Source organism: Thauera humireducens, assembly GCF_001051995.2.
Taxonomy (GTDB): Bacteria; Pseudomonadota; Gammaproteobacteria; order Burkholderiales; family Rhodocyclaceae; genus Thauera; species Thauera humireducens.
On sequence record NZ_CP014646.1, the window covers coordinates 3,396,935 to 3,422,984 of the forward strand.

Genomic DNA, 26,050 nt, shown 5'->3' on the forward strand with positions numbered 1-26,050 from the left:
TGCCGTGCGCGGGGCGGGTCAGGCGGCTGCGGCGGTGTCGATGCCGAAGTCCTGGGGGAAGTGCTTGAGGGCCGACTGCACGGGGTAGGGCGTCATGCCGCCCATGGCGCACAGCGAGCCCGCGAGCATGGTGTCGCACAGCGAATCGAGCAGCGCGAGGTTCCGGCCGCGTTCCTCGCCGGCGATGATGCGGTCGATGACCTCCACGCCGCGCACCGAGCCGATGCGGCAGGGCGTGCATTTGCCGCAGGATTCCGCCACGCAGAAGGCCATCGCGTGGCGCGCCATCTTGGCCATGTCCACCGTGTCGTCGAAGGCGACGATGCCGCCGTGGCCGACCATGGCGCCGATGGCGGCGTACTGCTCGTAGTCCAGCGGCACGTCGAACTGCGTCGCCGGCACGTAGGCGCCGAGCGGGCCGCCGACCTGTGCGGTGCGCAGGGGCCGGCCGCTGGCGCTGCCGCCGCCGAAGTCCTCCAGCAGCTCGCGCAGGGTGACGCCGAAGGCCTTCTCGACCAGGCCGGTGTGACGCAGGTTGCCGGCGAGCTGGAAGGGCAGGGTGCCACGCGAACGCCCGAGGCCGTAGTCGCGGTAGAAAGCGGCGCCGCGGGCAAGGATGAGCGGCACCGCGGCCAGGCTCATGACGTTGTTGATCACCGTGGGCTGGCCGAACAGGCCGGCGATCGCCGGCAGCGGCGGCTTGGCGCGCACCACGCCGCGCTTGCCTTCCAGGCTTTCCAGCATCGCGGTTTCCTCGCCGCAGATGTAGGCGCCGGCGCCCATGCGCACCTCGAGCTCGAAGGCGCGGCCGCAGCCGGCCACGCTCGCGCCGAGCCAGCCGGCGGCGCGGGCGCGCCCAATGGCCGCCTGCAGGGTGCGGAAGGCATGGGGATATTCGGAGCGCACGTAGATGTAGCCCTGCGTCGCCCCCACCGCGAGGCCGGCGATGGTCATCCCTTCGATCAGGCAGTAGGGGTCGCCTTCCATCAGCATGCGGTCGGAGAAGGTGCCGGAGTCGCCCTCGTCGGCGTTGCAGGCGATGTACTTCTGCGCCGCCGGGGTGTCGAGCACCGTCTTCCACTTGATGCCGGTCGGGAAGGCCGCGCCGCCGCGTCCGCGCAGTCCGGAGTCGGTCACCGCCTGCACGACGTCGGCGGGCGCGAGCGCGATCGCGCGCTTCAGGCCCTCGAAGCCGCCGTGGGCGAGGTAGTCGTCCAGGCTCAGCGGATCGGTGAGGCCGACGCGGGCGAAGGTGAGCCGCTCCTGGCGGGCGAGGAAGGGGATCTGCGCGGTGAGGCCGTGGCACAGCGGGTGGGCGGCGCCGTGGTGGAAGCCGGCGTCGAACAGGCCGGGCACGTCTTCGGGCTGCACCGGGCCGTAGGCCACACGACCCTGGGGCGTGACCACCTCGACCAGGGGTTCGAGCCAGAACAGCCCGCGCGAGCCGTTGCGCACGATGTCGACGGCGATGCCGCGTGCATCCGCTTCCCGGCGGATGGCGCGGGCGACCTGCTCGGCGCCGAGCGACAGCGCACCGGAATCGATCGGAACGTAGATGCGGGCGCTCATGCCGTGACTCCTTTGCCGGAGGTGGCTCGAAGTTCGGCCACCAGGGCATCGAAGCGGCGCGGGCTCATCCGGCCGTGGATGTCGTCATCGACGCGGATGGACGGCGAGCAGGCGCAGTTGCCCAGGCAATACACCGGCTCCAGCGTCACTGCGCCATCGGCGCTGGTCTGGTGGACGTCGATGCCCAGCGCGGCCCGGACATGCGCCTCGAGGGCGTCCGCGCCCATCGCCAGACAGGATTCGGCGCGGCACACCTGCACCACGTGGCGGCCCGGCGGCGTGCGGCGGAAGTGGTGATAGAAGCTGACCACGCCCTGCACTTCGGCGCGCGACAGGTTGAGCGCCGTCGCGATGCGCGGCAGGGCCTCGTCGGGTATGTAGCCCCAGGCGTCCTGGATGGCGTGGAGGATGGGCAGGGTGGCGCCCGGGAGAGTGCGGTGGGCCTGGATGAGGGCATCCAGGTCCGCGGTTTTCGGCAAGGGGGTCGTCATCGTCATTGCTCCGCGGCGGCGTTCAACGACGGGACGATAGGCGAGGCGTTAATTCCGACGAAGCGAATTATTCAGAAGATTTGTTCGGTTTAATCGAACAAGAGGCTTCAGCCCGAAGGCGGGAGCTGTGCGGCAAGCGCGAACAGGGCCGCGCTCAGGGGCGGCTGCGGATCGCGCGCCAGGGTGACGAGTCCGGTCCGCCATTCGACGCAGGGTGAGACCAGGCGCAGCGCGTGAAGGCCTTCCGAGGCGCCGATGAGGGAGAGCACGCTGCGCGGCAGGATGCCGTTCCACGGGCCGGCGCGGACGTGGGCGAGGATGCTGGTCAGGGAGTTGGTCTCGAGCCCCACGCGCGGCGCGCACCCCAGTTCGGCGAACACGCGGTCGACCGTCTGCCGGTGGTGCATGTCGCGCGACAGCAGGCAGAGCGGCTCGGCGGCGGCGTCGCGCCAGGCGATGTCGTCCGCTGCCGCCCGCGGGCCGCCGCTGCGGGTGATGAACACCAGGTCTTCCGCCCACAGCGGCAGGCAATGCAGGTCGGGCGAGGTGGCCGACTCGGTGTAGAGGACGCCGGCCTCGAGCTGGAAGTCGCGCAAGGCCCCGAGGATGGCCTGGGTGCTGGCCGAACGCACGTCGATGTCCACCCGTGGGTGCCGCAGCGCGAAGGGCGAGGTGAGCGAGGACACCACTGCGAGTGCCGTCGGGATCACGCCCAGGCGCAGCTGGCCGCCCAGGCCGCCGCGCAAGGCGTCCAGCGCCTGGTGCAGTTCTCCGGCGCCGGCAGCCGCGCGGCGGGCGTGCGCGAGCACGCATTCGCCTTCGGCGGTGAGGCGCACGAAGGATTTGCCACGCTCCACCAGGACAACCCCCAGCTCCTGCTCCAGCTCGCGAATCGCCGTGGACAAGGTGGAGGGCGACACGTGGCAAGCCGTTGCCGCGCGGCCGAAGTGGCGTTCATCGGCGAGCGAAATCAGGTAGAGATATTTGCGGGAAATCATGACGGGAAGGGGGGCGAAGGATTTTTCTAAGCGGCGCTCGAAAAACTGTAATGGCCCGATCGGATGCGAGTCCCTAGATTACGTCTCGCTCTCGAAACATTTTCATTACAGGAGACGACATGAGCAAGCGGGCGAGTATTCCAATTCAGATCTTCGATGCGAGCACGACCCAGTCGAATGCGACGGTCGCTTTGCCGCCAAAGGTTTTCAACGACCCGGAATTCTTCGATTTCGAAATGGATGCCGTTTGGGGCCACGAATGGTTCTGTATTGGCCATGTCAATGATATTCCGAATCCGGGCGATTACTACACGTTGTCGGTCGGCAAGGATCCGCTGATGATCGTCCGTCAGCAGGATGGTTCGGTGAAGGTGCTGGCGAACGTATGCCAGCACCGTGGCCTGCTGCTGGCCGAAGGCCGCGGCAATGTGCGCCGTATCCGCTGCCCCATGCATTCCTGGGTGTATGACCTGAGCGGAGCGCTGACTTCGGCGCCCGGGCTGAATGAAGATCCGACTTTCGACAAGAAGGAAGCCTGTCTGCCGGTCATTCGTTCCGAAATCTGGGAAGGTTTCCTGTTCATTACCTTCGACGAAAGCATCGCACCGCTGGCGCCCCGTCTGGAAAAGCTCAAGGGTCAATTGACGAATTACCAGATGTCCACCCTCCATGCCGCAGAGCCGCTGAACATGGAATTCAACGAGTGGAACTGGAAGCAGTACATGGACGAGTGCTATCACTGCCTCCATCTGCACGGCCAATCCTGGGGCAGCATGCACAAGATTTCTGCCGAGCGCCTGGACGAGGATGCAATCTACAACGATCCGCAGAACGGCATCATTGCTTACGACCTGGTGTCCGAGTTTCCTGATGCCAGCCCCACCAAATCGGGCAAGGCCGCGCATCCGATTCTTCCGTTGCTGACCGAAGAGCAGCGTTCGCGCCTGGCCTACATCACGGTGGCGCCCAATCTGCTGATCGTCGCGATGCCGGACAAGGTCAAGTATTTCCTCTGGTTGCCGCATTCGGCCAAGCAGTCCTGGTACAGCGCAACCTGGCTGTATCCGCAAGCGACCCTGGAGGATCCCGAATTCAAGGAACGCTGGCTGCGCGAGCGCGAGGAACTCTATCCGGTGATGGTCGAGGACTATTCCGCGTGGCGCCGTTATCAGGTCGGAGGGGAGTCCCGCTTCGCGCCGCGTGGCCGCCTCAGTGCGCATGAGCGTGTCATCGGGCGTTATCAGGACTGGCTTGTGGACAAGTATCGCAAGGCGGACGCCGCAAACGTCTGATCGGGGCTCTTGATGCAAGCACATCAGAACGCAATTGAAGTCGAGATTGCGGCCAGGACGGTCACCGGCGGGCGAAACGTCGCCTTCGATCTGGTGGCCGTCGATGGGGGCGATCTGCCCCCCTGGACCGCAGGATCGCATATCGAACTGCGGTGGACCGCCGATGGGCAGGAATACATTCGTCAGTATTCGTTGTGCGGCGAATCCTTTTCCGGACCCAGGTGGCGCATTACCGTGCTGCGGGAAAAGAAAAGCCGGGGCGGATCGGCTTTCCTGTGCGATCGCGCCGAGGTCGGCATGCGTCTGCAGGTCCGCGGGCCGCGCAACAACTTTCCGTTCGTACCCGACCAGCGTGTCACGCTGATCGGGGCCGGTATCGGCATCACGCCCATCCTGCCGATGGCATTCGAGGCCGAGGCGCAGGGTTGCGACTGGCGGCTGATCTATCTCGTCTGCGAGCGCCAGGATGTGAGTCTGCGCGAAACCCTGAACAAGCTGCCGCAGGAGCGGGTGTTTTACCGCTATGCAGCCGAGACGGGGCGCATGAATCTCGAGGAGTGGGCGAGCACGCTGGGGGCGGGCGATTCCGTGTTCGCCTGCGGTCCGCTGCGTCTGCTGGATGACCTGGTAGCCATCCATGAGGCCCGGCCGGCCTGGAAGCTGCACCTGGAGCGCTTCGAGAACCCGAACAAGACGGTGGGTGAAGCCGAGGCCTTCGATCTGGTCCTGGCGCGCAGCGGCAAGCAGTTCCGTGTCGAACCGGGCGAGACGATCCTCGAAGTGCTGCGCCGCGACGGCATGAACCTCGAATGGTCGTGCTGCGACGGCGTGTGCGGCACCTGCGAGCAAGTGGTGCTGGAGGGCGTGCCCGACCACCGGGACGCGGTCCTGTCGCCCGAGGAGCGGCAGGCGAACAGCCACATGATGATCTGTGTTTCGCGCGCATTGACGCCTTCATTAACTCTGGATCTCTGAAAGACCATGGCGACGATTAGAAAAGTGGTGGTGACCGGTGGCTCGGGCCGCGTCGGAACCTATGTGTTGCGCGAGCTGATGGCGCAATTCGATGTGACCAACGCCGATCTCGTGGCGGGTCGGGTGGATACCCGATACGTGCAGGCGGACGTGATGAATCTCGATTCCCTGCGTCAGGCCTTCAAGGGCGCGGATGCCGTGGTGCACCTGGCTGCCATCGACTTCGACTGGAAAGCCGCGCCCGAGAAGTACATCGACGTCAACGTGCGCGGTACCTGGCACGTGCTGCAGGCCGCTGCGGAAACAGGCGTCAGCAAGGTGGTGCTGTGTTCGAGCATTTCAGCCTGTGGCCTGTCCGAGATGCGCCCCGACTGGCGGCCGCAGAGCCTGCAGGTCGACGAGCGCCACGAATGCCGTCCGGTGCAGGCCTACAGCGTGAGCAAGCTGGTGATGGAGCAGATGGGCCTGAGCTTCGTCCATGGCAGCAACATGGACGTGATCTGCCTGCGGCCGCTGGCGGTCGTCATGCCGGAGAGCTTTGCCGAGTACGTGAAGTTCGTCGAAGCGCCCGACCGCAACTGGCTGTTCTACTACGTCACCGCCGCCGATGTGGCGCGCGGCTTTCGTGCCGCGCTCGAGGTCGAGGGGCTGCGCTACGGCACCTTCTTCCTCAGCGCCGACGACACCAGCCGTCCCGAGCCGACCCTGGAGTGGTATCGCAGCCGCTTCGGCGAGCTGCCCGAGCTCAACAACCCGCGTGTGTTCAAGCAGCAGCCGCGTGCCTCGATCTTCTCGTCGGCCAAGGCCCGGGATCTTCTGGGCTGGACACCGACGTCCGACTATCTGGAACTGCGCAAGACCTGGCTTTGACCTTTCTCGGGAGCACGAATCATGATCACAACCGTTAAACCCGGCGCGGTGGATTGGACCGGAGACAATCCGTTCGTCTACCTCAAGACCGACCCCGAAGGCGACTGGTGTGCCCTGGCGCTCTACTTCCGCATCGCACTGTCGCCGCATGGCGTCGGTCAGGCGATGCTGGTGCTCGAGGCGCCTTACCAGCCCGAGTACCCCAAGGCGCGACGCCTGATGCTGACCGACAACCCGGTCATGGCCCGCTACCTGGTCGATGACTTCGTCAAGCACTTCGGACTGTTCCGTCCCTGCACCGCGCTGCTCGACAGCGTCAGCATCGTCGGCGGTGCGCAGTTCTCCTGCCACGACGAGGGCAAGGGCCTGCACATCCAGCGCGCGACGCATGCGCAGGAAGGCCTGAGCCTGGAAATGCACTGGGAGGGCCTGCAGCGCCCCTTCATGGCAGCGGTGCCGGCCGACAAGACCCAGACCGGCGTGCACGAGATGTTCTCCGTCTTCCAGCCGGCCACGAGCGGCTGGGTGGCGGTCAATGGCGAGCGTCTGCCGGGCGCGACCGTGGAGCGGGACTTCTTCGGCAGCCGTGCGGCGTCTGCGGCGCTGGCCTTCAGCGAAACCTGGGTGCAGGCGTCCCATGGACAGGCTTGAGCATTCGGCGGCGGCCGCCGACACCCTCGCCGCAGAAAAGGTCATGGCCGTGCGTCCGCAGTGCATCGGCGTGCGCCGCCTGCGTGACGTGATCGCCGACTGTGCGCAGCGCATCTTCCATGCCGGCCCGGATTATCGGTCGCCACAGGAGATTCCCGCGCCGGTGCTGCATTCGGCGGCGCAGGCCGCGGTGTTCGAGGGCTGGAGCGCATCGGTCGACGAGGCGATCGCGGCCCTGCGCGCGGGGCGCATCCGCACCGCCTCGGCCCAGGCGCACCGGCTGCTGGTGCCCTTGTCGGGCGTGCTGAGCGCCTCGATGACGGTGTTCGAGATTGCCGATCCGGCGCAGGCGCTGGCGCCGGTGTGGGTTGCGCTCAACGAAGGGCAGACCCACGCCACCCGCCTGGGACGTCTCGACGACGGCCTGGTGCCGCATCTGCGCTGGCTCAACGGCGCGTTCGCCGACTGGCTGACGGGCGGCTTCGAGACGCCTCTCGATCTGCTGCCCTTGCTGGCCGAGGCGCGCGCGCAAGGCGATGACTGCCATGCCCGCACCGTGGTGGGCTCGCAGTTGGTGAGCGCGGCGCTGCTGCGACGCAGCCCCCCGGTCAGCGAGGATGTCCGCGCCTTCCTGTCCGAGTCGCCGGCCTTTGCGCTCAATGTGTGGATGGGGGCGACTGCCCTGGCGGCCAGTGCGGCAGAAGGGGTGGAAGGCGCCTCCATCGTCACCCGGGCGGGTGGCAACGGGGTCGAGTTCGGCATCCAGCTCGCGTCCCGTCCGGGGCAGTGGGTCTGCGTCCCGGCACCCGTTCCGCAAGGGACGATCGAGCCGGCACACCAGGGGCGGCAGGCCGTGGGCGCCCTGGGCGACAGCGCGGTGGTGGATTTCGCCGGCCTGGGCGGGCAGTCGCTGCAGTTTGCGCCGCTGGTCGCGCAAGGGGTGGCGGGGTCGCTGCCGGCCGATGCGGCACAGCGCGCCGTGCAGGTGCTGGCCAGCAAGGCGCCACCGCTGGTCCGGGGCCTGTGCGCGACGGCGGCGGCATCCTGTGTTGCGGCCGGCGTCGGACCGCTGGTGCTGATCGGCATGATCGACGCCCAGGGCGTGGCCGGACGGATCGGCGGGGGCGTGGTCGATGTACCCGCCACGCTGTTCGAACGCGCGCTGCAGGCACACTGAGGAGCGCCGCATGTCATCCCTGTACCGACTCGGCCTGACCGCAATGCGCGACGCGATCGCGCGTGGCGAGTGCTCGGCGGACGATGTCTGGCTCAGCTGCCGCGGACAGATCGAGCGTCATGAGCCCGCCGTGCGTGCCTGGCGGCAACTGTGGCCCGAAGCCGGGTTCGAGGCAGAAGTCAGGAAGGGCGCACTGCGCGGTCTCCCGATCGGCGTCAAGGACACCATCGACGTGTGCGGCCTGCGCGCCGAACGGGGCTCGGCGATCTGGCAGGGGCGCACGCCGCAGGCGGATGCGGCGTGTGTCAGCGCGCTGAAGCAGCTGGGTGCGCGGGTGATGGGCAAGACGGTCACCACCGAGTTTGCCTATTTCACGCCCGGCGCGACCGCCAATCCCCACCGCCTGACGCACACCCCGGGTGGCTCGTCCAGTGGCTCGGCGGCCGCCGTGGCGGCGGGCATGGTGCCACTGGCCCTGGGTTCGCAGACCGCGGCCTCGGTGATCCGGCCGGCCGCCTACTGTGGCGTGGTCGGCTACGTGGCTACCGTGGGCAACCACGCTTCGCGCGGCATCATGCCGCTGGCGCACAGTCTGGATTCGCTGGGTTTTCTTGCCCGCGACGTGGCGGACGTGCAGTACGTCCAGGCCTTGCTGGGCCGTGCCGCAAGCACGGCAGAACCGCCGAAACGTCCGCCACAAGCGGTGCTGGCGATCGACGGCAGCGCGTTTGGCACGGTCGCCCCCGAGATGCTGGCGCTGCATCAACGTGCGGTCGACACGCTGCGTGCCTGCGGCGTGCAGGTCGAGTGCGATGCCTCCGAATTGCTCGGGGCCGAGGGTGGCCTGGCATGGGTCGAGGCGCACCGGCGGCTGATGGCCTACGAAGCCGCTCAGACCCTGGCATTCGAATACGACACGCATCGCGATCAGCTGAGTCCGGCCCTGAGTGCCTTGATCGAGGAGGGCCTGGCGATCGACGGCGAGCAATACGACGCCTTGCGTACGCAGCGGGACAGTGCGCTGGCGCGGTTCGTGCTGGTCATGCGCCGCTACGACGCGATCCTGGCGCCGGCCGCGCCCGGCGCTGCGCCTGAAGGTCTGGCCGCGACCGGGCGTCCCGATCAGAGCCGGCCGTGGCAATGGCTGGGGGCCCCACAGGTGACCTTGCCTGCGGGCGTGTCGTCATGCGGCCTTCCTCTGGGGCTGCAACTGATCGGCGCGCATCGCAATGATCACGTGCTCCTCGGCCTTGCCCGCTGGATACAGGATGAATTGGGGTGGCGTGGACGAGTTCCACAGCCTTTTGATTAACCGCGTCAATTTTCAGGCCAGATCAGGTGGGCCAAACAACAAATTAAAACAGGTGACAAGAAGCACCGGTCTGCGCGTTTCACGCAGGGCGGATGAGTCGGTATTTCCATCGATCGTTCCCATCCCGTAAACCAAAGGAGTCATGAAGCATGAAAACCAAAGCAATCCGGCGTCTCGCCATTTCCGCATTGTTCGCGCTGAGCTCTGCAGCGAGTGCGCAGACTTATGTCTGGGACATGCCCAACGAGTACCCGGCGACGTCCGTGCAAGGGGAGGGTGACCGTCACTTCGCCGAACTGCTCAAGACCAAGAGCCAGGGCGACATCAAGATCGTGCATCACTTCGGTGCCTCGCTCGGTTTCCGGTCCAAGGATCAGCTCGATGCCGTGGCCGATGGCGCAGTCGTGATCGCCAACACCTTCGTGCCGCCCCTGGGCGGGATCAACCCCATCTTCGTGCTGTCGTCGCTGCCCTTCCTGGTGTCGAACGCGAGTGAAGCCTACATGCTGTACGAGGTCGCCCGGCCCTACTACGACAAGGAGCTTGCGCGCTACAACCAGAAGCTGCTGTACGCGTCGCCGTGGCCGGCCAGCGGACTCTGGGGTTCGCGCACGTACGACAAGCCCGAGGCGGTGAAGGGGCTGAAGATGCGGACCTATGACCCCAACGGCACGCTTGTCTTCAAGGCGGCAGGCGCCGCGCCGGTGCAGCTGAGCTGGGCCGACATCGTGCCGCAGCTGACCACGGGCGGGATCGAGGGCGTCCTGACCTCGATCGAGTCGGGTCTGAGCGCCAGTTTCAACGACTACGCCAAGCACTTCACCGCACTCAACTACGACACCACCATCAACATGGTGACGATGAACCTCGACACCTGGAACAAGCTGCCGGCCGCCGGCCAGAAGGCGGTGCTCGATGCGGCGAAGGAAACCGAGTTGTTCCTGTGGGGCAATATCGACAAGGTGATCCAGCGCAACTACGACACCGCCGCCAAGCGCGGGGTCACGATTGCGGAAAAGGTCGATCCGGCCTTCCGCCGCTATCTGCAGGAGCAGGCCGAGCCGGTGATTGCCGCGTGGGTGAAGCGCGCCGGCAAGGATGGTGAGGCCTTGATCGCCGAATACCGCCAGCGCCAGAAGGTGGCGACCACGGTGGCCGCCAACGGGAGTGCCAACTGATCATGCGCCATTTCCTCTCGCTGGTGGATCTTCTCACGCGTGCGGGGGCCATCATGGCGGCGGTGATCGTCGCCGCCATGGTTGGGCACATCCTGCTGGAAATCGTGCTGCGCGCGGTGTTCGACAGTTCGACCTACGTGCTCGACGAATTCGTCGGCTACGGCGTGGCGGCCAGTACCTTCCTCGGCCTGGGCTACACGCTGGAGCAGGGCGGGCTGATCCGGGTCAACATCCTGCTTGCCCGCATCCGCAGCCGCGCGATGCGTCAGCTGACCGAAGTGACCTGTGTCGCGGCCTGCTTCGGTGTGTTCGCGATGGTGTGGCTCTATTTCTGGAGCAGCATCTCGCGCAACTGGACGCGTGGCGCGGTCAGCGAAACGGTCGCCCAGGTGCCGTTGTGGATTCCCGAGGGGCTGTTGCTGCTAGGTCTCAGCATCTTTTTGCTGCAACTCGTGGCCTATGCCATACGTATCGTGTCCGGCGAACCGATGATCGGCGAGCGCGGCCCGGTCGCTGCGGCGGAGTGAGGAGACCGACATGGAAGCATTCATTTCTGCTGCGGTGGTGCTGGCGCTGATCTTCATCGCGCTCGGCTTCGGGGTCTGGATCTTTTCCGGGCTGTTGCTGGTGGCGGTGGCCAGCCTGGCGTTCGTGGCCGATTTCTCCGTCGACCGGATCGGTGTCATCGCCAAGTCGGTGATGTGGAAGAGCGCAAGTACCTGGGAGCTGGCGGCGATCCCGCTGTTCCTGTGGATGGGCGAGATCATCTTCCGCTCCGACATCTCCGAGCGCCTGTTCCGCGGTCTGACGCCGCTGGTCGAGTGGCTGCCGGGGCGCTTGCTCCACACCAACGTGATGGGCTGTACCTTGTTCGCCGCGGTCAGCGGTTCGACCTCGGCCACCACGGCAACGGTGGGCAAGATCACCACCACCGCGCTGGCCGAGCGCGGCTATGACCGCAGCCTCTCGCTCGGTTCGCTGGCGGGCGCCGGCAGTCTGGGTCTGCTGATTCCGCCGTCGATCATCATGATCATCTACGGCGTGCTGGCCGAGGTGTCGATCGCCAAGCTGTTTGCCGCCGGCGTGATTCCGGGGCTGATGGTGGCGGCCATCTTCTCGACCTACATCATGATCCGCTGCGTCATGCGGCCCGAACTGGCGCCGGCCAGCCTGGGGGGCATCACGCTGCGGAAGCTGATCGGTGCCTTCGTCGATCTGGTGCCGATCGGCATCCTGATCGTGGCGGTGCTGGGCGGGATCTACTCGGGCATCGTCACGCCGTCCGAGGCCGCGGCAGTCGGCGTGTTCGCGGCCATCGTGCTGACGGCGATCCTGCGCAAGCTGACGTGGTCGGTGATCACCGATTCCCTGATGGCGGCGGTGCGCACCTCGTGCATGGTGTGCTCGATCCTGGTGGCGGCGGCCGTGCTTGCGACCGCGATCGGCTACATGCACATTCCGGACGGGCTGACCAAGGCGATCGCGGCGATGGAGCTCTCGCCCTGGACCCTGCTGCTGTTGATCGCGGCGCTCTACATCGTGCTGGGCTTGTTCCTCGACGGGATCTCGATCGTGGTCATGAGCCTGCCGGTGACGCTGCCGATCATGGTTCAGGCGGGGTTCGATCCGGTCTGGTTCGGTGTGTTCCTCGTGCTGATGGTCGAACTGGGGCAGGTCACGCCGCCGGTGGGCTTCAACCTGTTCGTGCTGCAAGGCATCACCGGGTCGAACCTGAGCACGGTGGTGTATGCCGCCTTCCCCTTCTTCCTGCTGATGTGCCTGGCGGTCGTGATCATCAGTTTCGCGCCGTCGATCGTGCTCTATCTGCCCGATCTGCTCGTGAAGTAGGGGGCACTGCGTCTGTATGCGGCGCGGCAGGCGGCCTTCGCAAGTCCGCCTGCCGTACTGCCTCGGGAGCGTCTCGGTCTTGCGGGATGCTTCGGGGTGAGGTCAGGGTGAGGCGGGGCGTGACAAGGGTCGATTCATTGCAGGGCTGGAGCGGGAACTTCCTGGGCATCGTCGCAATGGTGTTCGGCGTGGCGATGTTCGCGCTCGTCGATGCCATCCTGAAGCTGCTGGTCGCGCATTACCCACCCTTGCAGGTGGCCGGCCTGCGAGGCCTTGTCGCCCTGCCTGTACTGCTCGTCTGGATTCATCGGCGGCGCGCGTGGCGGTCGCTGATCCGGGTCCGTGTGCCGCTCCAGCTCATGCGAGGGATGTTGGCCGTGGGCATGCTCGTGCTCCTGACCCTCGGTTATCGCGATCTGCCGCTGGCCAACGCCTACACCCTGTATTTCGTCGCGCCCCTGCTGATGACCTTGCTCGCCGGCCCCCTGCTCGGCGAAAGGGGGGCGGCGGTGCACTGGTATGCCCTGGTCGGTGGCCTGCTCGGCGTACTGATCGCGCTGCGCCCGGGGGGAGAGGCGTTCTTCAACTGGGCGGGACTGTTCATCGTGGGCGCGGCCTTCTGCTATGCCGGTGTCGCCGTTCTGACCCGCCTGGGAAGCCGGACCGACTCCAAGGAGAGCCTGATGTTCTGGATGATGGCGATGATGGCGGTTCTGCCCAGTGCGCTCGCCCTTCCAGACTGGATGCCCATTCGAGACGAGCACGTGTGGTTGCTGGTCGCACTGGCGCTGGTCGGCTTCCTGGCGCAACTGGGCATCACCGAGGCCTTCCGCCATGGCCAGGCTTCGGTGGTGGCCCCCTTTGAATACACCGCGCTGGCCTGGGGTGTCGGCGTGGACTGGCTGATCTGGAGCGTGCTCCCGGGGGTGCATACCCTGGTGGGCGGTGTGGTGATCCTGCTGTCGGGACTCTATGTCCTCAGGCACGAACTGCGGCGCTCAGACGCTGCAATCGGAGAAGGTGAAAGGAAATGAAATATCTGCATGCAATGGTACGTGTCTCCAACCCGGACGAATCCCTGCGTTTCTACTGCGATGCGCTCGGGCTCGAACTCATCCGCAAGCGCGAATCGGAAAAGGGGCAATTCACGAACTACTATCTGTCTGCGCCGGGCGATCATTCCGTCCAGATTGAATTGACCCACAATTGGGCACCCGAAACGTATTCCGGAGGGCGTAATTTTGGTCATCTGGCATTCGGGGTTGACGATATCTATGCCGTTTGCGAAAGACTGAAGACGCATGGCGTGACGATCAATCGGCCTCCCCGTGACGGGTACATGGCTTTCGTGCGTTCTCCGGACGGGATTTCGATCGAGCTTCTCCAGAATGGCGAGCCCCTGCCGCCGCGGCAGCCATGGGTAGACATGCCCAACACGGGGAGCTGGTGAGCTTCGCTGCTAAACTCCGGTCTGGGTCACGGGCCTGTCGCGCCATCGCTGGCGTGTATTCAGGCGATGGCAGGTGCCGTGATTTGTCCGGGATGATGGTGTTCCGGACGGCCGAACGGATCAGGAGCGCTTAGCAGCATATGCGGTACACCTTCAAGCAGCTTGAGTATTTTGTCGCTGTCGCCGAATGCGGGACGATTGCGGGTGCGGCGGAGAAGGTACATGTCTCGCCGCCCTCGATATCCGTCGCAATCGCTCAGCTCGAGGAGGCGCTCGAGGTACGGCTCTTCGTACGTCAGCCCAGTGGACTTCAATTGACCGATGCCGGCAGCGAGGTCCTGAGCCATACGCGTGCGCTGCTCGAGAAGGCGCACGGACTGCAGGATTTCAGCGGTCTGGCCAAGGGGGAATTGCGGGGAAAGGTCACGCTGGGCTCGTTCATCACGCTGGCGCCCCTCGTATTGCCCGAGATCTGCCAGTCCTTTGCCGAACGGCATCCGGCTGTGAGCATCGAGTTGCTCGAGGGGAGCCAGGACCAATTGATCGGGTATTTGCGGCGCGGCATCATCGACCTTGCGATCACCTACGAGATGCACATCCCTCAGGATCTCTGGTTCGAACCCCTTGCCGGCCTGCCGCCGGTGGTGATGGTAGATGCGAATCACCGCCTGGCGACCATGTCGTCAGTGGATATCAAGGAGCTGGAGGGCGACCCCTACATTCTTCTCGACCTCCCGATCAGCCGGGATTATTTCCTGTCCATTTTCGAGAAGTCGGGCGTCTCGCCGAACGTCCGGATGAAGACGACGCATTTCGAGGTCGTCCGCTCGATGGTCGCGAACGGCATCGGCGTCTCGATTGGCGTCGTGCGTCCGGTCAACAATGCCGCGCTTGACGGCAAGCCCATCGTTTCGGTGCCGATCTCCAATCCGCTTCCTGTCCTCAATATCGGCGTCCTTTCCCGGCGCTCGGACTTCAGTCAGCTGGCCTCGGCCCTGAAGAAGCAGATTCAGCAACTCGTCACGCCCAGCCACGTGCCGGGCATGACCCCGCTCTGAGTGGCGATGACGCTTCGTTGACGCTTCAAGCGAACGAGCCGTGTTCCGGCTCCCGGGAGTCGGTGGGCTATATTCTCAGTCTGTCCACGCGCTGATGGAGTCCGTCATGTCCCGTCCCGTCGTCGAATTCTGGTACGAGTTTGCCAGCACCTATTCCTGGCTGTCGGTGATGCGCATCGAGCCGCTGGCCGAGGCGGCGGGTGTCGAGCTGGTGTGGAGGCCCTTCCTGCTCGGGCCGGTGTTCATGGCGCTGGGCTGGAACGACTCGCCGTTCAACATCTATCCGCCCAAGGGGCGCTACATGTGGCGCGATCTGGAGCGCCTGGCGGCCAAGCACCACCTGCCGTTCCGCAAGCCCAGCGGCTTTCCGCGCAACAGCGTGCTGGCGGCGCGGGTGGCGCTGGTCGGTGTGGGCGAAGGCTGGGTGGCGCCGTTCTCGCGTGCGGTGATGAACGCGAACTTTGCCGAGGATCGGGACATCGGCCAGCGCGAGGTGATTGCCGACATCCTCGCGGCGCAGGGGCTGGATGCCGAGGCGGTGATCGGCCGCGCGCTGGCCGATGCCAACAAGCTCGCACTGCGCTGCCAGACCGAGCGCGCGGCGGAGCTGGGTCTGTTCGGCGCACCGAGCTTCCGCGTCGACGACGAGCTGTTCTGGGGCAACGACCGCCTCGAGGATGCGCTGGACTGGGCGCGCGGCGTTCGAGCGCTGTAAGACGGCTGCGGACAGCGCCGCCAACCGGGGCACACAGGCGGCTTCGCTGCCTGCGTCGGTCCGCGACGTTCCTACTTCTTCTTCGCCGCCTGCTCTTCTTCGTACTTGCGCAGGCGCTCTTCGTAGCGCGCGCGGTCGCGTGCCGCGGCTTCGGCGCGGGCGGCGGCTTCTGCCTCGGTATCCGCACGCTTGGCGGCGCGTTCGGCATCGCGCGCGGCGCGTTGCGCCTCGGCCGTGGCCGCAGCGTCGTTTGCCGATCGAGCGCGGTCGCGACGGATGCGATCGGCTTCGGGGGTCGGCGCGATGTCGACATCCGGCGCGGGCACGGGGATCACGGTCGGCGCGCGGCGGGCCGCCTCGGGGTCCGGCGCGGGGGCGGCAGGCTCGGAGGGCGGGGCGAGACGCTGGCTGGCTTGCACCTCGGCCGCAGCGCGCTGACGTTGCGCGAGGTCGATCTGGCGCGCCTCGGCTTCCAGCGCGCGGGCACGCTGGATGGTGTCGAGTCGCTGGCGCTTGGCCTTGTCGATGCAGTGATTGACCATGAACGTGTCGTAGCAGCCCGCCTCGGTGGCCTTGAAGGTGGCCTCGGCCTCGTCGCGCAAGGCTTTCGCCTGCGCTTCGAGTTCGGCCCGGCGCGCATCCTCGGCGACGCGCCGCGTGCGTTCGGCCGCTTCGGCTTCGGCCTGCGGCGTGGGGGCCGGCTGGGCAAGGGCGGCCGGCGACAGCGACAGCAGGGCGACGGCGGACAGGGACAGGATGCTGCGGGGCAGGGCGGGGAAGACGCTGGGGCGGGACATGCGCGCAAGGTTCCGGGGACGATTCGCTTGGCGCGTAGAATAGCGCCTTTACCTGCTTTCGCGGCCCTGCGGCCGTGTATCCGTTCGTGATCAGTCTTCGCAATTTGCGCCTCGCGCGCGGCGCCAGGGTCCTCATCGAGGGCGCCACGCTGCAGATCCACCCCGGCTGGAAGGTCGGCCTCACCGGTGCCAACGGCAGCGGCAAGTCCAGCCTGTTCGCCATGCTGCGCGACCAACTCCACCCCGACCAGGGCGACCTCGACATGCCGCCCGGCTGGGTGATCGCGCACGTCGCGCAGGAAACGCCCGGTTTGCCGCAGCCGGCGATCGACTACGTGCTCGACGGCGACGCCGAGTTGCGCCGCATCGAGGCCGAACTGGCTGCCGCCGAGGCCGCCCACGATGGCGAGCACATCGGCGCGCATATCGGTGAACTCCACGCCCGCCTGCACGAGATCGGCGGCTATGCGGCGCGTTCGCGCGCGGCAGCGCTGCTCGACGGTCTCGGCTTCCTGCCCGCGGACATCGAGCGTCCGGTGTCCGATTTCTCCGGCGGCTGGCGCATGCGCCTGAACCTGGCGCAGGCGCTGATGTGCCGTTCCGACCTGCTGCTGCTCGACGAGCCCACCAACCACCTCGACCTCGACGCGGTGATCTGGCTCGAGGCCTGGCTGCGCGACTACCGCGGCACGCTGTTGCTGATCTCGCACGACCGCGAGTTCCTCGACGCCTGCGTCACCCACATTGCCCACATCGAGCAGCAGAGGCTCGCGCTCTATACCGGCGGCTATTCCGACTTCGAGCGCCAGCGCGGCGAGCGCCTGCTGCAGCAGCAGGCGATGTTCGACAAGCAGCAGCGCGAGATCGCGCACATGGAAGACTACATCCGCCGCTTCCGCGCCAAGGCCACCAAGGCCCGCCAGGCGCAGAGCCGGATCAAGGCGCTCGAGCGCATGGAGCGCATCGCCGCGGCGCATGTGGACACGCCCTTCACCTTCGGCTTCCGTGACGCGCCGCCGGCGCCCGACCCGCTGCTGCAGATCGAGGACGGCGCAGTCGGCTACGGCGACAAGACGGTGCTCGAGCGCATCACGCTGACCCTGCGCCCCGGCGAGCGCGTCGGCCTGCTCGGGCGCAATGGCGCCGGCAAGTCGACGCTGATCAAGCTGCTCGCCCACGAGTTGCAGCTCGCCAGCGGCCGCCGGCTGGAAGGCAAGGGGCTGGCCACCGGCTACTTCGCCCAGCATCAGCTCGAGACCCTGCGCCCGGACGAGTCGGCGCTGCAGCACATGGTCCGCCTCGACCCGCAGACGCGCGAGCAGGAGCTGCGCGACTATCTCGGCGGCTTCGACTTCCGCGGCGACGGCGTGGGCGGCACCTCCACGCCGGCGACCACCCCCTGCGGCCCGTTCTCCGGCGGCGAGAAGTCGCGCCTGGCGCTGGCGCTGCTGATCTGGCAGCGGCCCAACCTGCTGCTGCTCGACGAGCCGACCAACCACCTCGACCTCGAGATGCGCCACGCACTGACGATGGCGCTGCAGGACTACGAGGGCGCAATGGTGCTGGTGTCGCACGATCGCGCGCTGCTGCGTGCCACCTGCGATCGTTTCCTGCTGGTCGACGGCGGGTGTATCCAGCCCTTCGATGGCGACCTCGACGACTACCGCGACTGGCTCGCCACCCGCCGGGCGGAAGTCGCCGCTGCCGCAGCCTGCCCCGATCAGGCCGCCGACAAGGCTGCGCGCAAGGCCGACCGCGCCCAGGCCGCGGCCGACCGCCAGGCGCGGCTGGCCGCGCGCCGGCCGCTGGTGAAGGAGATCGAGCAGATCGACAAGCGCCTGGCCGCCTGGAACAAGGAAAAGGCCGAGATCGACGCGCAGCTTGCCGACCCGGCGCTCTACACCGGCCCGCAGGCGGGCGAGGTGCCGGCGCTCAACAAGCGCCAGGCCGAACTTGCCGGGCGCATCGAGGAGGCCGAGCTGCGCTGGCTGGAACTGCACGAGGCGTTGGAGGCGATTCCCGCCGACTGAAGCGGGCGACCTCGCAGCCTGCTGCCGATCGCCTATTCCGGCAGCCAGCGCGCGGGGTCGATGTTCCAGGCCTCGAAGTCCTCGTGGCCGACGATGCGGTCCTGCGAGCGGCGCAGATCCACGATCTCGGGCGTCATGTAGTAGCCACGGGAGTGGAACATCACCTTCACCACCGGCTGCATGAGGTTCTCGGGGTTCTGCGCCTGCACCACGGCGAGGCGGCGGCTCTCCAGGCGCACCAGCGAACCGGTGGGGTAGATGCCGACGGCGCGGATGAAGGCCTGCACCAGCGTCGGGTTGAAGTGGAACTTGCTCCACTCTAGCAGCTTGCGCAGCGCTTCGGTCGGCGCCATGCCCTTGTGATAGACGCGGTTGGAGGTGATCGCGTCATACACGTCGACGATCGCCCCCATCTGGCCGTACAGGCTGATCTCGTCGCCCTTGAGCTTGTTCGGGTAGCCAGTGCCGTCGAAGCGCTCGTGGTGCTGCGCCGCCACGTCCAGCGCGACCTGGCTGATGCCCGGCGTGCCCTGCAGGATGATCTTGCTCTGCACGACGTGGCTCTTCATCTTCAGGAACTCGGCGTCTGTGAGCTTGGCCGGCTTGTTCAGGATCTCGTCGGGTACCTTGGCCTTGCCCACGTCGTGCAGCAGGGCGCCGACGGCGATCTCGTGGATGATGTCGCGCGGCAGCTTCAGCGTGCGCGCGAACGAGGTCATCAGCGCGCACACCGAGACCGAGTGCTGGAAGGTGTACTCGTCGTGCTCCTTGAGCCGCGCCAGCGGCAGCATCGCATCCTGCTGGCGGAAGATCGAGTCGACGATGCGTTCGACCAGCGGCTCGATCTGCTCGAGCTGGATCTGCTTGCCGAGCCGGATGTCGCCCATCATGTCGCGCACGATGCGGTTGGCTTCGTTGTGCAGGCTGTGGGCACGTCCCACTTCGCGCTGCACCGCGTCGTGCCGGGGCGGTGTCGCGGTGTTCTTGGCGATCGCCTCCAGCGCCTCGTTGACCTGATGGGCGGCCTCTTCCTGTGTCGGCGCCTGCTCGACATCGAGCCCTTGGCCGATGTCGATGTAGATCTCATGCACGCCCAGTTCGCGCACCTTGGTGACGTCCTCGTCGGACTTCACCGCGAAGCGGTTGCGCAGAAAGTTATGTTCCATCCACCCGCAGTTCAGGTCGTGGATGTACATGCCGGGCTGGAGCTTCTCGATGGGGATGAGCTTGATCATCTGAATTTTGGAGTGAATTTGCCGGAATTATCCGATTCGCGTGCCGTGCCTGCCACCGGGATGTTGCCCGCTTCGAGAAGTTGACCACACTGACCGTGCTTGTCGTCGCCCGACCGACAGTGCCGGAGGCGAATGCTAGAATCGCGGCCTTGGCCAAATATTGTCTGCAGGAGTGTGCAGTGCGTATCGTCTGTCTCGACCTCGAAGGTGTGCTGGTCCCCGAAATCTGGATCGAATTCGCCGAGCGTACCGGCATCCCCGAGCTGCGCCGCACCACGCGTGACGAGCCCAACTACGACACGCTGATGAAGTACCGCCTGAACATCCTGGCGGAGAAGAAGCTGGGCCTGCCCGACATTCAGGACGTGATCGCCAGCATGGGGCCGATGGAGGGTGCGCGCGCCTTCCTCGACGATCTGCGCGACACCTACCAGGTGGTGATCCTGTCCGACACCTTCTACGAGTTCGCCAAGCCGCTGATGAAGCAGCTCGGCCTGCCGACCCTGTTCTGCCACAGTCTCGAAGCCAACGCCGAGGGCATCCTGGTCAACTACCACCTGCGCATGCCCGACCAGAAGCGCGAGGCCGTCAAGCGCTTCAAGGAACTGAACTTCAAGGTCGTGGCCGCGGGCGACTCGTACAACGATACCGCGATGCTGGGCGAGGCCCACGGCGGCATCCTGTTCCACCCGCCGGAGAACGTGGTGCGCGAGTTCCCGCAGTATCCGGTGGTGCGCGACTACGCCGCCCTGCGCGCCGAGATCGACAAAGCATTTGCCCGCGCCGGCTGAGGCACCCACACGCCATGCACCGCGAACGCTTCTACACCCTGTCCGCCTCCTGCCCCGACCGCGTCGGCATCGTCGCCAAGGTCTCCGGCTTCATCGCCGAGCACAAGGGCTGGATCCTCGAGACCTCGCTGCACGCCGAGCAACCGGCCGAAGGCGAGTCGGTCGGTCGCTACTTCATGCGCATCGAGATCAAGGCCGACTCGCTGCCCTTTCACCTTGCCGAGTTCCGCGAGCGCTTCCGCCCGCTGGCGGAGGAACTCGAGATGGAGTGGAAGATCAGCGACTCCGCGGTCAAGAAGCGCGTCGTGATGCTGGTCAGCAAGCAGGAGCACTGCCTGTACGACCTGCTCGCACGCTGGCAGTCGAAGGAACTCGACATCGAGATCCCGTGCGTGATCTCCAACCATGACGCCTTCCGCGGCTTCGTCGAGTGGCACGGCATTCCCTTCCATCACGTGCCGGTCACCGCCGACAACAAGGCTTCGGCCTACGCCGAAGTGCAGCGCATCTTCGAGGAAGTGCGCGGCGACACCATGGTGCTGGCGCGCTACATGCAGATCCTGTCGCCGGAGCTGTGTGCCGCCTACCCCGGCCGCATCATCAACATCCATCACAGCTTCCTGCCCAGCTTCGTCGGCGCCAAGCCCTACCACCAGGCCTGGGCCAAGGGCGTCAAGCTCATCGGCGCCACCTGCCATTACGTCACCGCCGACCTGGACCAGGGGCCGATCATCGAGCAGGACGTGATCCGCATCGACCACTCGGACGCGGTCGAGGACATGGTCCGCTACGGCAAGGACATCGAGAAGACGGTGCTCGCCCGCGGCCTGCGCTACCACCTTGAAGACCGGGTGCTGGTGCACGGCAACAAGACCATCGTGTTCCGCTGAGCGATCGGGGCGCTCGCCCCGCCCGGCGAGGCCGGGACCGTGGCCCGCCTATGTCCAAATCCCCATCAAGACAATACGATGTCGGGTTTCGGGCGGTCCGCAAAAAGAACTGGGATACACCTCATGCACAACTCGGGAAAGAACATGCTCACGGTCGAGAAAATCGGTGGCACTTCGATGTCGGCATTCGGCGATGTGCTGCGCCACATCATGCTCCACGACAAGTCGCGCATCTACGGGCGCATCTACGTGGTGTCCGCCTATTCGGGCGTGACGAACCAGCTGCTGGAACACAAGAAGACCGGTGAGCCGGGCATCTACGCGCTGTTCGCCGACGGTGCGAACTACCACGCCGCGCTGGATGGCCTGGCGGCCAGCCTGAAGAAGCTCAACGCCGGTTTCGCCGATCTCGGCCTGCCGCTGGATGTGGCCGACGCCTTCGTCGATACCCGTATCGGCGAGGTCAAGAAGTACCTCGAGGCCATGCACCACGTCCTCGCCAGCGGCTACATCAGTCGCAAGGACGTGCTGCTCGCCGCGCGCGAGGTGCTGGCCTCGATCGGTGAGTCGCACAGCGCGTTCAACAGTGTCGAGATGCTCAAGGCCAATGGCGTCAAGGCCATCCTGCTCGATCTCGCGGGCTTCCACGACGACGAAGCCTGGACCATCGACGAGCGCATCCAGAACAGCTTCAAGGGCCTGGATCTCGCCAACAACGTCATCGTCGCCACCGGCTACACCAAGGGCACCGAAGGCATCATGCGCGAGTTCGACCGCGGCTATTCCGAGGTCACCTTCAGCAAGATCGCCGTCGAGCTGCGCCCCGCCGAAGCCGTCATCCACAAGGAGTTCCACCTGTCCTCCGCCGACCCCAATCTGGTCGGCCTCGAGAATGCGGTGGTCGTGGGGGCGACCAACTACGACGTCGCCGACCAGCTCGCCGACGTCGGCATGGAGGCCATCCACCCGAAGGCGGCCAAGCCGATCGAGCTGGCCGGCATCGCGATCCGCCTGAAGAACACCTTCGAGCCCGACCATCCGGGCACGCTGATCACCAAGGACTACGTGGGCGAACGCGCCCGCGTCGAGATGGTGACCGGCAGCGACAAGGTCACGCTGGTCGAGATCCACGACCCGAGCATGGTCGGCACCGTTGGCTTCGACCTGGGGCTGATGGAGATCTTCTGCAGGCACGGCATCTCCTACATCCTGAAGGCCACCAACGCCAACTCGATCGCCCACGTGCTGTGGGAAAGCTCGGTGACGGCCGAGCTCATCGCCGAGCTGGAGGCGCGCTACGAAGTGGTGACGGTGAAGCCCAGCGCCATCGTGTGCGCGATCGGCTCCAACATCAGCATTCCCGGCGTGCTCGCGCGCGCGGCGCAGACGCTGGCGGACGCGGGCGTCAACGTCAACTGCGTGTCGCAGACCCTGCGCCAGGTGAACATGCAGTTCATCATCGAGCGCAGCGACTACAAGAAGGCGATCGTCGCCCTCAACCAGGCGCTGTGCGTCAATCCCGGCGTGCCGGTGCCCCGGGCCTGAGCGTCCTGCTCCCGCGTTCGCGCAGGGCGAGGAATGCGATCGGGGCGGCCTTCGGGCCGCCCCGCTTTCTTTGCGCACACCCGGCGCGAAAAAAAACGGCGCTCCGTGGAGCGCCGCGTTAAAACGAAGCCGGGGAGGACCGGCTCCGCAGGTGACATCGTTCCCGCTTACATCCGGTAGGCGGTTTCGCCGTGGGCGGTGATATCCAGGCCCTCGCGCTCTTCCTCTTCCGGCACGCGCAGGCCGACCAGGACGTCCGCGATCTTGTAGGCGACGAAGGCGACCACGGCGGACCACACGATGGTGATGATCACGCTCCAGGTCTGGATCCACACCTGCGCACCCATCGCGAAGTCCTCGCCGCCGGTGCCGCCCAGCGACGGGGCCGCGAACACGCCGGTCAGGATGGCGCCGACGATGCCGCCCACGCCATGCACCCCGAACACGTCGAGTGCGTCGTCCGCGCCGAGCATGTGCTTCAGGCCATTCACGCCCCACAGGCAGATGAAGCCCGACAGCAGGCCGATGACGATGGCGCCCATCGGGCCGACCGAACCGCAGGCCGGGGTGATGGCGACCAGGCCGGCCACCGCGCCCGACGCCGCACCCAGCATCGAGGGCTTGCCCTTCAGCAGTGCCTCACCCAGCGACCAGGCCAGCACCGCGGCAGCCGTGGCCACCAGCGTGTTGATGAAGGCCAGCGCGGCGCCCGAGGTGGCTTCGAGGTTGGAGCCGGCGTTGAAGCCGAACCAGCCCACCCACAGCAGCGAGGCACCGACCATGGTCAGCGTCAGGCTGTGCGGCGCCATCGATTCGCGACCGAAGCCGATGCGCTTGCCCACCATGTAGGCGCCCACCAGGCCGGCGACGCCGGCGTTGATGTGCACCACGGTGCCGCCGGCGAAGTCGAGCGCGCCGTCCTCCAGCAGGTAGCCGCCCGGGCCCCATACCATGTGGCAGATAGGCAGGTAGCAGAAGGTGAACCAGATCACCGAGAAGATCAGCACCGCGGAGAACTTCATGCGTTCGGCGAAGGCGCCGACGATGAGCGCACCGGTGATGCCGGCGAAGGTGGCCTGGAACGCGATGAAGGCGAACTCGGGCAGCTTCACGGTCTCGGTGAAGGTGTCGGCGAGCGTGTCGATCGTCACCCCGGACAGGAAGATCTTGTCCAGCGAGCCGATGAAGGGGCTGGCTTCGGTGAAGGCCAGGCTGTAGCCGTAGATGGCGAACAGCAGGGCATTCAGCGAGAACACGGTCATGACCTGCATCAGCACCGACAGCATGTTCTTGGCGCGTACCAGGCCACCATAGAACAGTGCGAGGCCGGGCAGGGCCATCATCAGCACGAGCAGGGTGGCCGTCATGATCCAGGCCACATCGCCCTTGTTGACCTCGACCGCAGCGGCGGCGGCCTCCTGGGCGAAGGCGCCGCCCGATGCGCCGGCAAGCGCGCCACCGAGGGCCAGCGCCGGCAGAAGTGCAAAGCGTTTCTTCATTTTGATGATCTCCCTTACAGCGCGTCCGGGCCGGTCTCGCCGGTGCGGATGCGGATGGCCTGTTCCAGTTCGAAGACGAAGATCTTGCCGTCGCCGATCTTGCCGGTGGCGGCGGACTTCTCGATGGCCTCGATCGCCTGGTCCAGGAGGTCGTCGGACACGGCTGCCTCGACTTTCACCTTGGGCAGGAAATCGACGACGTACTCGGCGCCGCGGTAGAGCTCGGTGTGGCCCTTCTGGCGGCCGAAGCCCTTGACCTCGGTGACGGTGATGCCCTGCACACCGATGGCGGACAGCGCTTCGCGCACCTCGTCGAGCTTGAAGGGCTTGATGATCGCAGCGATGAATTTCATGGTTTTCTCCCGTTCAGCTGGCGGGGTGATCAGAAGGACTTGCTGACCGACACGATGAAGCGGTCATCGGCGAGGTCGACGTCCTTGATGTCGGTATCGACGTAGTGCAGACCGAACTCGAAGCCGCCGAGCTCCTTGGTCACGCCGAGCTTCCAGTCCTTGTAGTCGTCACCGCCCTTGAGGTCGTTGTAGCCGTAGTGCGCGTCGAGGTTGAATCCGCCGCCCAGTTCGTAGGACACGCCCAGGTCGTAGTACTGGCTGCCTTCCGAGTCCGGCAGGCCGAACAGGTCGGTGAACGAGTAGGAGTACTTGAACGACAGGAACTCCCACGACAGCCCGATGTAGCCCTCCAGCGTGTTCGGCTTGGTCAGGCCGGTCTCGGTCTTCCACGTCGAGCTGTAGCTGCCCGGGTAGTAGTACTGCAGCAGGCCGACGTCGTAGCCGATCGGGCCGGCTTCGCCGCTGTAGCCGGCGTAGAGGTCGATCTCGAGGCTGTTGCCGGTCGAGTCGGTGGTGTCGACGTCATTGAGCCAGGAGACGTTCGAGCCCCACACGCCGACGTAGAAGCCGCTCGAGTGCGCATAATCGAAGCCGCCCTGCAGGGCCGGACGCTCGTCGGTCTGGCTGATGCCGCGGTAGGCATAGTCCGACACGATGCCCACGTTGGCGGAGAAGGGGCTCTCTTCGGCGTGGGCTGCCCCCGCGAAGGGAAGGGCGACGGCGAGGGCGGCGGCGACAAGGGTCTTGTGCATGGTTGTTTTCTCCTGAGACAGATGAGGGGTTCCGACGAACAACCTTTAGCAGGCCGCGTGCCAGATTCGTGAAATCCAGTGTTCATGCGGGGTTCACGTGCGCCGATGGCGCTTTTCGGGCGGCGTTGCTGCGGTGCGAGATGAAATCGCGCACGAAAGCGGGACGTGATGCACCGATGTGGTGCATCGGCATCGGCGCGGTGTCCGCGGCCGACGCCGGGCAGTCTTGGCGGGCGTGCTAGACTTCGACCGTCTACAACCGGCACTTCACTACCGATCATGGCTACTCCGCGCTTTCTCGACGAAATCGGCTCCAAACTCTCCGAACTGGCGGCCAACAGCCCCGCCCGCGACATCGAGAAGAACGTCAAGGCCATGCTCGGCAGCGCCTTCGGCAAGCTCGACCTCGTGACCCGCGAGGAATTCGAGGTGCAGCGCGAAGTGCTGGCCCATGCGCGCCAGAAGGTTGCCGATCTGGAAGCCCGCGTTGTCGAGCTCGAGCGCCGCCTCGCCGGCGAGGGTGACAAGCCGGCCTGATCTCCGGTGCCGGACATGTCGTCCGGCTTATCTGTTT

Annotated in this window: 26 protein-coding genes; 18 read left to right on the top strand and 8 right to left on the bottom strand. The window is 66.2% G+C overall.

Annotated features, from left to right (window positions below):
• Window positions 1–18: 18 nt before the first annotated feature.
• The 3 genes from AC731_RS15770 to AC731_RS15780 form a co-directional block, all read right to left on the bottom strand.
• Entirely contained in the window at window positions 19–1,569 is a 1,551-nt protein-coding gene (locus tag AC731_RS15770) for a formate dehydrogenase beta subunit (protein WP_048707462.1), read from the bottom strand.
• Window positions 1,566–2,060: a formate dehydrogenase subunit gamma gene (locus tag AC731_RS15775; RefSeq protein ID WP_048707466.1), complete on the bottom strand. Its 495-nt coding sequence runs from the start codon at window positions 2,058–2,060 to the stop codon at window positions 1,566–1,568. The genes AC731_RS15770 and AC731_RS15775 overlap by 4 nt, the downstream gene beginning before the upstream one ends.
• A 107-nt stretch (window positions 2,061–2,167) precedes the next feature.
• Entirely contained in the window at window positions 2,168–3,058 is an 891-nt protein-coding gene (locus AC731_RS15780) for a LysR substrate-binding domain-containing protein (protein WP_048707470.1), read from the bottom strand.
• Between the two features lie 119 nt (window positions 3,059–3,177).
• Between AC731_RS15780 and AC731_RS15785 the strand changes: the two genes are divergently transcribed.
• The 13 genes from AC731_RS15785 to AC731_RS15845 all read left to right on the top strand — a co-directional run bounded on the left by AC731_RS15785 (window position 3,178) and on the right by AC731_RS15845 (window position 15,584).
• Window positions 3,178–4,350 (top strand): aromatic ring-hydroxylating oxygenase subunit alpha, encoded by a 1,173-nt coding sequence (locus AC731_RS15785; protein ID WP_048707473.1) that lies wholly within the window; start codon window positions 3,178–3,180, stop codon window positions 4,348–4,350.
• A 12-nt stretch (window positions 4,351–4,362) separates the two neighbouring features.
• Window positions 4,363–5,325: a PDR/VanB family oxidoreductase gene (locus tag AC731_RS15790; protein ID WP_048707477.1), complete on the top strand. Its 963-nt coding sequence runs from the start codon at window positions 4,363–4,365 to the stop codon at window positions 5,323–5,325.
• A gap of 6 nt (window positions 5,326–5,331) precedes the next feature.
• Window positions 5,332–6,195, top strand: a complete 864-nt coding sequence (locus AC731_RS15795) for an NAD-dependent epimerase/dehydratase family protein (protein WP_048707480.1) — start codon at window positions 5,332–5,334, stop codon at window positions 6,193–6,195.
• A 21-nt stretch (window positions 6,196–6,216) separates the two neighbouring features.
• The gene (locus tag AC731_RS15800; RefSeq protein WP_205626601.1) at window positions 6,217–6,846 is read left to right on the top strand and encodes a hypothetical protein; all 630 of its coding nucleotides are present in this window, start codon (window positions 6,217–6,219) and stop codon (window positions 6,844–6,846) included.
• Window positions 6,833–8,023: an oxamate carbamoyltransferase subunit AllG family protein gene (locus tag AC731_RS15805; RefSeq protein ID WP_048707484.1), complete on the top strand. Its 1,191-nt coding sequence runs from the start codon at window positions 6,833–6,835 to the stop codon at window positions 8,021–8,023. The genes AC731_RS15800 and AC731_RS15805 overlap by 14 nt, the downstream gene beginning before the upstream one ends.
• Before the next feature lie 10 nt (window positions 8,024–8,033).
• Window positions 8,034–9,335, top strand: coding sequence for an amidase (locus tag AC731_RS15810; RefSeq protein ID WP_048707488.1), 1,302 nt, complete (start codon window positions 8,034–8,036; stop codon window positions 9,333–9,335).
• A gap of 149 nt (window positions 9,336–9,484) precedes the next feature.
• A complete protein-coding gene (locus AC731_RS15815; RefSeq protein ID WP_048707492.1) occupies window positions 9,485–10,513 on the top strand; it encodes a TRAP transporter substrate-binding protein in 1,029 nt (342 codons plus the stop codon).
• 2 nt (window positions 10,514–10,515) lie between these two features.
• Window positions 10,516–11,040 carry a TRAP transporter small permease subunit gene (locus tag AC731_RS15820; protein WP_004291485.1) on the top strand — a complete coding sequence of 175 codons (525 nt, stop codon included), beginning with the start codon at window positions 10,516–10,518 and terminating at the stop codon, window positions 11,038–11,040.
• 10 nt (window positions 11,041–11,050) lie between these two features.
• On the top strand, window positions 11,051–12,361 hold the full coding sequence (locus AC731_RS15825; protein WP_048707494.1) for a TRAP transporter large permease: 1,311 nt from the start codon (window positions 11,051–11,053) through the stop codon (window positions 12,359–12,361).
• A gap of 119 nt (window positions 12,362–12,480) precedes the next feature.
• Complete coding sequence (locus AC731_RS15830; protein WP_237266546.1) at window positions 12,481–13,395, top strand: DMT family transporter; 915 nt, start codon at window positions 12,481–12,483, stop codon at window positions 13,393–13,395.
• A complete protein-coding gene (locus AC731_RS15835) occupies window positions 13,392–13,811 on the top strand; it encodes a VOC family protein (RefSeq protein ID WP_048707499.1) in 420 nt (139 codons plus the stop codon). The genes AC731_RS15830 and AC731_RS15835 overlap by 4 nt, the downstream gene beginning before the upstream one ends.
• A gap of 140 nt (window positions 13,812–13,951) precedes the next feature.
• Window positions 13,952–14,869 (top strand): LysR family transcriptional regulator, encoded by a 918-nt coding sequence (locus tag AC731_RS15840; RefSeq protein ID WP_048707501.1) that lies wholly within the window; start codon window positions 13,952–13,954, stop codon window positions 14,867–14,869.
• Between the two features lie 106 nt (window positions 14,870–14,975).
• Window positions 14,976–15,584, top strand: coding sequence for a 2-hydroxychromene-2-carboxylate isomerase (locus tag AC731_RS15845; RefSeq protein ID WP_048707504.1), 609 nt, complete (start codon window positions 14,976–14,978; stop codon window positions 15,582–15,584).
• A gap of 71 nt (window positions 15,585–15,655) precedes the next feature.
• On the opposite strand, the gene AC731_RS15850 is transcribed toward AC731_RS15845, so the two are convergent.
• Window positions 15,656–16,381: a hypothetical protein gene (locus AC731_RS15850; RefSeq protein ID WP_048707509.1), complete on the bottom strand. Its 726-nt coding sequence runs from the start codon at window positions 16,379–16,381 to the stop codon at window positions 15,656–15,658.
• 86 nt (window positions 16,382–16,467) lie between these two features.
• Between AC731_RS15850 and AC731_RS15855 the strand changes: the two genes are divergently transcribed.
• Window positions 16,468–18,411, top strand: coding sequence for an ATP-binding cassette domain-containing protein (locus AC731_RS15855; protein WP_048710247.1), 1,944 nt, complete (start codon window positions 16,468–16,470; stop codon window positions 18,409–18,411).
• A 32-nt stretch (window positions 18,412–18,443) separates the two neighbouring features.
• Here AC731_RS15855 and AC731_RS15860 read toward each other — a convergent pair whose 3' ends face one another.
• Window positions 18,444–19,646: an HD-GYP domain-containing protein gene (locus AC731_RS15860; RefSeq protein WP_048707511.1), complete on the bottom strand. Its 1,203-nt coding sequence runs from the start codon at window positions 19,644–19,646 to the stop codon at window positions 18,444–18,446.
• A gap of 179 nt (window positions 19,647–19,825) precedes the next feature.
• Here AC731_RS15860 and thrH point away from each other — a divergent pair, with 179 nt between their 5' ends.
• The 3 genes from thrH to AC731_RS15875 all read left to right on the top strand — a co-directional run bounded on the left by thrH (window position 19,826) and on the right by AC731_RS15875 (window position 22,872).
• Complete coding sequence (gene thrH, locus AC731_RS15865; protein WP_004260169.1) at window positions 19,826–20,437, top strand: bifunctional phosphoserine phosphatase/homoserine phosphotransferase ThrH; 612 nt, start codon at window positions 19,826–19,828, stop codon at window positions 20,435–20,437.
• A 14-nt stretch (window positions 20,438–20,451) separates the two neighbouring features.
• Window positions 20,452–21,327 carry a formyltetrahydrofolate deformylase gene (gene purU, locus AC731_RS15870; protein ID WP_004260172.1) on the top strand — a complete coding sequence of 292 codons (876 nt, stop codon included), beginning with the start codon at window positions 20,452–20,454 and terminating at the stop codon, window positions 21,325–21,327.
• A gap of 123 nt (window positions 21,328–21,450) precedes the next feature.
• Window positions 21,451–22,872 (top strand): aspartate kinase, encoded by a 1,422-nt coding sequence (locus tag AC731_RS15875; protein WP_237266547.1) that lies wholly within the window; start codon window positions 21,451–21,453, stop codon window positions 22,870–22,872.
• Window positions 22,873–23,039: 167 nt separating this feature from the next.
• Here AC731_RS15875 and AC731_RS15880 read toward each other — a convergent pair whose 3' ends face one another.
• The 3 genes from AC731_RS15880 to AC731_RS15890 are packed head-to-tail and all read right to left on the bottom strand — an operon-like array spanning window position 23,040 to window position 25,476.
• Window positions 23,040–24,371: an ammonium transporter gene (locus AC731_RS15880; protein ID WP_004260186.1), complete on the bottom strand. Its 1,332-nt coding sequence runs from the start codon at window positions 24,369–24,371 to the stop codon at window positions 23,040–23,042.
• A gap of 14 nt (window positions 24,372–24,385) precedes the next feature.
• Entirely contained in the window at window positions 24,386–24,724 is a 339-nt protein-coding gene (glnK, locus tag AC731_RS15885; protein ID WP_004260191.1) for a P-II family nitrogen regulator, read from the bottom strand.
• A 29-nt stretch (window positions 24,725–24,753) separates the two neighbouring features.
• Window positions 24,754–25,476, bottom strand: coding sequence for a TorF family putative porin (locus tag AC731_RS15890; RefSeq protein WP_048707515.1), 723 nt, complete (start codon window positions 25,474–25,476; stop codon window positions 24,754–24,756).
• Window positions 25,477–25,755: 279 nt separating this feature from the next.
• On the opposite strand from AC731_RS15890, the gene AC731_RS15895 reads away from it, so the two are divergent.
• Complete coding sequence (locus AC731_RS15895; protein ID WP_004260204.1) at window positions 25,756–26,013, top strand: accessory factor UbiK family protein; 258 nt, start codon at window positions 25,756–25,758, stop codon at window positions 26,011–26,013.
• Window positions 26,014–26,050: the final 37 nt, after the last annotated feature.

What these genes read in the sequence shown, in the direction of transcription:
- AC731_RS15785 (WP_048707473.1), top strand. Translation starts at nt 3,178, where the DNA reads ATGAGCAAGCGGGCGAGTATTCCAATTCAGATCTTCGATGCGAGCACG.
- AC731_RS15770 (WP_048707462.1), bottom strand. Translation starts at nt 1,569, where the DNA reads ATGAGCGCCCGCATCTACGTTCCGATCGATTCCGGTGCGCTGTCGCTC.
- AC731_RS15800 (WP_205626601.1), top strand. Translation starts at nt 6,217, where the DNA reads ATGATCACAACCGTTAAACCCGGCGCGGTGGATTGGACCGGAGACAAT.
- AC731_RS15810 (WP_048707488.1), top strand. Translation starts at nt 8,034, where the DNA reads ATGTCATCCCTGTACCGACTCGGCCTGACCGCAATGCGCGACGCGATC.
- AC731_RS15835 (WP_048707499.1), top strand. Translation starts at nt 13,392, where the DNA reads ATGAAATATCTGCATGCAATGGTACGTGTCTCCAACCCGGACGAATCC.
- AC731_RS15795 (WP_048707480.1), top strand. Translation starts at nt 5,332, where the DNA reads ATGGCGACGATTAGAAAAGTGGTGGTGACCGGTGGCTCGGGCCGCGTC.
- AC731_RS15850 (WP_048707509.1), bottom strand. Translation starts at nt 16,381, where the DNA reads ATGTCCCGCCCCAGCGTCTTCCCCGCCCTGCCCCGCAGCATCCTGTCC.
- AC731_RS15780 (WP_048707470.1), bottom strand. Translation starts at nt 3,058, where the DNA reads ATGATTTCCCGCAAATATCTCTACCTGATTTCGCTCGCCGATGAACGC.
- AC731_RS15875 (WP_237266547.1), top strand. Translation starts at nt 21,451, where the DNA reads ATGCACAACTCGGGAAAGAACATGCTCACGGTCGAGAAAATCGGTGGC.
- AC731_RS15895 (WP_004260204.1), top strand. Translation starts at nt 25,756, where the DNA reads ATGGCTACTCCGCGCTTTCTCGACGAAATCGGCTCCAAACTCTCCGAA.
- AC731_RS15840 (WP_048707501.1), top strand. Translation starts at nt 13,952, where the DNA reads ATGCGGTACACCTTCAAGCAGCTTGAGTATTTTGTCGCTGTCGCCGAA.
- AC731_RS15825 (WP_048707494.1), top strand. Translation starts at nt 11,051, where the DNA reads ATGGAAGCATTCATTTCTGCTGCGGTGGTGCTGGCGCTGATCTTCATC.
- AC731_RS15790 (WP_048707477.1), top strand. Translation starts at nt 4,363, where the DNA reads ATGCAAGCACATCAGAACGCAATTGAAGTCGAGATTGCGGCCAGGACG.
- AC731_RS15820 (WP_004291485.1), top strand. Translation starts at nt 10,516, where the DNA reads ATGCGCCATTTCCTCTCGCTGGTGGATCTTCTCACGCGTGCGGGGGCC.
- AC731_RS15775 (WP_048707466.1), bottom strand. Translation starts at nt 2,060, where the DNA reads ATGACGACCCCCTTGCCGAAAACCGCGGACCTGGATGCCCTCATCCAG.
- AC731_RS15805 (WP_048707484.1), top strand. Translation starts at nt 6,833, where the DNA reads ATGGACAGGCTTGAGCATTCGGCGGCGGCCGCCGACACCCTCGCCGCA.
- AC731_RS15880 (WP_004260186.1), bottom strand. Translation starts at nt 24,371, where the DNA reads ATGAAGAAACGCTTTGCACTTCTGCCGGCGCTGGCCCTCGGTGGCGCG.
- glnK (WP_004260191.1), bottom strand. Translation starts at nt 24,724, where the DNA reads ATGAAATTCATCGCTGCGATCATCAAGCCCTTCAAGCTCGACGAGGTG.
- AC731_RS15815 (WP_048707492.1), top strand. Translation starts at nt 9,485, where the DNA reads ATGAAAACCAAAGCAATCCGGCGTCTCGCCATTTCCGCATTGTTCGCG.
- AC731_RS15890 (WP_048707515.1), bottom strand. Translation starts at nt 25,476, where the DNA reads ATGCACAAGACCCTTGTCGCCGCCGCCCTCGCCGTCGCCCTTCCCTTC.
- AC731_RS15845 (WP_048707504.1), top strand. Translation starts at nt 14,976, where the DNA reads ATGTCCCGTCCCGTCGTCGAATTCTGGTACGAGTTTGCCAGCACCTAT.
- purU (WP_004260172.1), top strand. Translation starts at nt 20,452, where the DNA reads ATGCACCGCGAACGCTTCTACACCCTGTCCGCCTCCTGCCCCGACCGC.
- AC731_RS15860 (WP_048707511.1), bottom strand. Translation starts at nt 19,646, where the DNA reads ATGATCAAGCTCATCCCCATCGAGAAGCTCCAGCCCGGCATGTACATC.